The organism is Cellulomonas sp. B6 (genome assembly GCF_001462455.1).
Classification (GTDB): domain Bacteria; phylum Actinomycetota; class Actinomycetes; order Actinomycetales; family Cellulomonadaceae; genus Cellulomonas.
In genome coordinates this window covers 1-4901 of sequence record NZ_LNTD01000101.1, presented here as the reverse complement: position 1 = coordinate 4901, position 4901 = coordinate 1, and the positions used below count along the sequence as shown (strand labels likewise).

At 73.2% G+C, this 4901-nt stretch carries 3 protein-coding genes and 1 pseudogene; all 4 read right to left on the bottom strand.

The window, feature by feature from the left end:
* Positions 1-335: pseudogene (locus tag ATM99_RS09835) on the bottom strand (shikimate dehydrogenase); the annotation flags it as partial.
* Positions 336-340: 5 nt separating this feature from the next.
* Positions 341-1558, bottom strand: a complete 1218-nt coding sequence (gene mltG, locus ATM99_RS09830) for an endolytic transglycosylase MltG (RefSeq protein WP_223304957.1) — start codon at positions 1556-1558, stop codon at positions 341-343.
* 37 nt (positions 1559-1595) lie between these two features.
* The gene (ruvX, locus tag ATM99_RS09825) at positions 1596-2153 is read right to left on the bottom strand and encodes a Holliday junction resolvase RuvX (RefSeq protein ID WP_062102753.1); all 558 of its coding nucleotides are present in this window, start codon (positions 2151-2153) and stop codon (positions 1596-1598) included.
* A complete protein-coding gene (alaS, locus tag ATM99_RS09820) occupies positions 2146-4839 on the bottom strand; it encodes an alanine--tRNA ligase (RefSeq protein WP_062102752.1) in 2694 nt (897 codons plus the stop codon). Before alaS ends, ruvX begins: the two co-directional genes overlap by 8 nt.
* Positions 4840-4901 lie beyond the last annotated feature (62 nt).

Genomic DNA, 4901 nt, shown 5'->3' with positions numbered 1-4901 from the left:
TGGACCAGGCCGTGGACGTCGGTGTTGGCACCCGTCAGCGTGCGCCCCGCACCGACTCCCTGCGGCAGCACGGTGTTGACCGACCCGACCACCTCGGCCAGGGGCTCGACGTGGTCGAGCAGCGGCAGCACGGTCTGCTTGAGCGGCATGGTCAGGCTCAGCCCGGCCCACGTGGCGTCGAGGTCGCGCAGGACACCCTCGAGCGCGTCCTGGGTGACGTCGACCGCGTCGTACCGCCAGCAGTCCAGGCCGAGCGCGGCGTACGCCGCGCCGTGCAGTACGGGCGACAGCGAGTGCGCGACGGGGTGCCCGAGCACGGCGGCGCGCCGTGCCACGGACGTCACCCGTCCTGCCCGTCGTCCTGCTGCTCGTCCTGCTGCTGGGCGGCCTTCTCCGCCTGCCACTGCCGGTAGAGCGCCCGGTTCTGCTCGTGCTCGTCGTTCGTCGTGGCGAAGCGCGTCTCACCCGTGTCGCCGTTGACCAGCATCCAGAACAGCCACGGGCCGTCGGCGGGGTTGAGCACCGCGTCGATCGACGGCAGGCCCGCCCCGGAGATGGGCGTCGGCGGCAGGCCGGTGAACCTGTTGAGGTTGTACGGGCTGTCGGAAGTGTTGAGCATGTCGAGCGTCAGCTGCGTGCCGGAGATGCCGAGACCGTAGGCCAGCGACGCGTCGATCTGCAGGCGCATGTCCCGCGCGAGCCGGTTCTCGATGACCCGGGCCATCTTCGGGCGGTCCTCGTCGAGCCGGCCCTCGCGCTCGATCAGCGACGCCTTGATCAGGACGGTCTCCCACTGGTCCTGCGGCACGCCCTTGGAGGTCAGGACCTCGACCGTCTTCGCGATCATCGGGCGCAGCATGTCGGCCGGGGTCGTGTCGGGCTCGTACTGGTAGGTCGACGGGAAGAGCCAGCCCTCGACGTTGCCGTTGGCCTCGGCGGGGAGCCCGATCGCGGCGGGGTCGGCGGCGACCGCCTTGAGCTCGTCGACCGACACGAGCGTGACCTGGCTGATCTTGTCGTAGACCTGCTCGGCGGTGAAGCTCTCCGGGATCGTCACGCGCATCGACACCCGGCTCTTGGGGTCGAGGAGCGCCCGGACGGCGTCCTCGGCCTTCATCTCGAGCAGCAGCTGGTAGGTGCCGGGCTGGATCGACGACGCGTCGGCGTTCGCGTTGTAGGCGGCCGTGAACGCCTCGACGGTGGCCACGATGCCCGCGTCGGCGAGGGTCTTGCCCATCGCCGCACCCGAGTCACCGGGGTTGACCGTGACCGTCGGCGCCCCGGGGCGCCCGGGACCGGGGTAGTCGCTCACCGCGCGCTCACCGCCGGTGCCGCCGCCGAACAGGGAGTCGCCCAGGAGGGAGTACACGACGTACCCCGCCCCGACCAGCAGCACGAGGGCGACCGCCATCACACCGACCGACCGACGCCGACGCTGCTTGCGCAGCCGCTCCTCACGCTTGCGGCCCGACGCGCGCGAGCGTCGGCGCGGCGCGCCGGCGTCGGGGGTCGCGCGCTCGCCGCCGAAGAGCTCGGCTGCACCGTCGTCCGACCTCACGGGGGCCCACCATTCCGTCTGGTTGCTCACCTGCGCGTCACTCCACCGTCCTCGTGCCGTCGTCTGCACCGCCCCCTGGTGCTGCCGCGTCACGGACCGGGTCGACCTCGACCCGTTCCCCGGGACGCCGCCCCGTGGCCCGCTCCGCGTCCAACGCCTGCTGCAGGATCACCACCGCGGCCGCCTGGTCGACGACCTGCCGGTGGCGGCGGCCGGATCGGCCGGCCGCCTGGAGCGCGTGATGGGCGGACACCGTGCTCATCCGCTCGTCGATCAGACGGACCTGGACGGGTCCGACCGCGCGCGCCAATGCGACAGCGTACGCGCGGGCGAGGCCCGCCGACGACCCTTCGGAGCCCGAGAGGTGCCGCGGAAGTCCGACGTACACGACATCCGCACCACGCTCGCGCGCCTCGTGCGCGATCCGCGCGACGTCGGCCGACCGCGGACGCGGCTTGCCCGCGGCGCGCGGGACCGTCTCGACGGGCGTCGCGAGCACGCCGTCGGGGTCGCTCGCGGCGACCCCGACCCGCACGGTGCCGACGTCGACCGCGAGGCGCACCGCGCGCACGACGTCGTCCCGCGCGTCAGCCACGGACCGCCGCGACGACGCCGTCGAGCGCCTCGCCCAGACGCGCGGCGTCCGTGCCGCCGCCCTGGGCGACGTCGTCCTTGCCGCCACCGCCGCCGCCGAGCACGCCCGACGCCGTGCGCACGAGCTGACCGGCGCGGTGACCGGCCTCGCGCGCGGCGGCGTTCGTCGCGACGACCACCGCCGGGCGGCCCTTGACGACACCGCCGACCGCGACGACGACCGGCGAGGACTCCCCCAGCCGCCCGCGCACGTCGAGCGCGAGCGTGCGCAGGTCGTCGCCCGAGGCGAGCTCGCCCGCGTCGTGCGCGACGACGCGCGTCGTCCCGATCTGCTGCGCGCCCGCGGCGAGCGCACCCGCGGCGGCCAGGACCTGCGCCTGCTGCAGCGCCGCCAGCTGCTTCTCGGACTCCTTGAGCCGTGTGAGCAGCGAGGACACGCGGTCGCCCAGCTCGTCGGGACGCGCACCGAGCAGGCCCGACAGCTGGCTGACCAGCGCACGCTCCTTGGCCTGGTACCCGTACGCGGAGTCGCCCACGAGCGCGTCGACGCGTCGCACGCCCGAGCCGATCGACGCCTCGCCGAGCAGCGTGACGAGCCCCAGCTCGCCCGAGCGCCGCACGTGCGTGCCCGCGCACAGCTCGCGCGACCAGTCGCCGCCGATCGACACGACGCGGACCTCGTTGCCGTACTTCTCGCCGAACAGCGCCATCGCCCCCAGGGCGCGGGCCTCGTCGATCGCCATGACGGCCTCGGTGACCTCGAGGTCGTCCTGCAGGCGCTCGTTCACCCGTCCCTCGATCTGCGAGAGGGACGAGGCCGGCACGGCGGCACCGGAGCGGAAGTCGAAGCGCAGCCGGCTCGGCGCGTTCTCCGACCCCGCCTGGGTCGCGTTGTCGCCGAGCTCCTCGCGCAGCGCCTTGTGGACCATGTGCGTCGCGGTGTGCGCACGCGCGATCGCCCGGCGGCGCGTGGTGTCGATGGTCGAGACGCCGGCGTCGCCGATCGTGATCGTGCCGTCGACGAGGCGCCCGTGGTGCACCGACAGGCCCTTGATGGGCGCCTGCACGTCGTCGACCTGCACGATGCCGCCGTTCTCGAGGCTGATCGTGCCCGTGTCGGCGAGCTGGCCGCCCGCCTCGGCGTAGAACGGTGTCACGTCGAGCACGACCTGGACGTCCGCGGGTGCGGTCGCCGAGGGCGCCGGGACGCCGTCGACGAGCAGACCCACGACCGTGGACCGCGCGGTCGTGTCGGTGTAGCCCACGAACCGCACCGGCCCGCCGTGCTCGGAGCTGAGCGTCTGGTGGAGCTGCTGGTACGCGCTGGTGTCCGCGTGACCGGTCTTCTTCGCCAGCGCGTCGGCACGCGCCCGCTCGCGCTGCGCCTGCATGAGCGTGCGGAACGCCTGCTCGTCGACGCCGACGCCGTGCTCGGCCGCCATCTCGAGCGTGAGGTCGATCGGGAAGCCGTAGGTGTCGTGCAGCGCGAACGCCTGGTCACCGGTGAGCACGACGCCGTCGCCCGCGGCGGACGCCTTCGCCTTGGAGACCGCGCCCTCGAAGATCGTCGTGCCGGCGGTCAGGGTCCGCAGGAACGCGTCCTCCTCGCCGTACGCGACCTGCGAGATGCGGTCGAAGTCGCGCACGACCTCGGGGTACGACACGCCCATGAGGTCGCGGCTGACGGGCAGCAGCTCGGGGAGCGTCGCACCCTCCACGCCCAGCAGGCGCATCGAACGGACCGCACGGCGGACCACCCGGCGCAGCACGTAGCCGCGCCCCTCGTTCGAGGGCGTGACGCCGTCGCCGATGAGCATGAGCGCCGAGCGCACGTGGTCGCCCACGATGCGCAGGCGCACGTCGTCCTCGCCCCCCGCGCCGTAGCGCCGACCCGTCAGCTCGGCGGCGCGCTGGATCACCGGGAAGACCTCGTCGGTCTCGTACATGTTGTTCACGCCCTGCAGCAGGTACGCGATGCGCTCGAGACCGGCGCCGGTGTCGATCGCCTTGCGCTCGAGCTCGCCCAGCAGGGGGTAGCTCTTGCCCCGACCCTCGCCGCGGACGAACTGGTCGAAGACCAGGTTCCAGATCTCGACGTACCGGTCGCCGCCCGGGTCGACGGTGCCGCCCACCGCGTCGGGGCCGAACTCGGGGCCGCGGTCGTAGTGCCACTCGGCGCACGGGCCCGCGGGGCCCGGCTGACCGGTGTCCCAGAAGATCTCCTCGCGCGTCAGGCGCACGATGTGCCGCGGGTCGACACCCACGCGGACCAGCGCGTCGGCGGACTCGGTGTCCTGGTCCCAGATCGTCACCCAGAACCGGTCCCCGTCCATCCCGAGGCCGCCCTCGTCGCGCGACCCCGTGAGGAAGCCCCACGCGAGCTCGATCGCGCCTTCCTTGAAGTAGTCGCCGAACGAGAAGTTGCCGAGCATCTGGAAGAACGTGCCGTGCCGGGTGGTGCGCCCGACGTTCTCGATGTCGTTGGTGCGGATGCACTTCTGCGCGTTCGCGACGCGCGGCCACGGCGCGTCCTGCGTCCCGAGGATGTACGGGATGAACGGCACCATCCCGGCGATCGTGAACAGGATCGACGGGTCCGGGGAGATGAGCGGCACGGACGGCACGATGGCGTGGTCCTTGCTCGCGAAGTAGTCGAGCCAGCGCTGGCGGATCTCGGCGGTGCGCATGTCGTCCTCATCGAGTGGGGTCCGTCGCCGGGCGGCGGCGGGACGTTCGGGGGCCGTGGGCG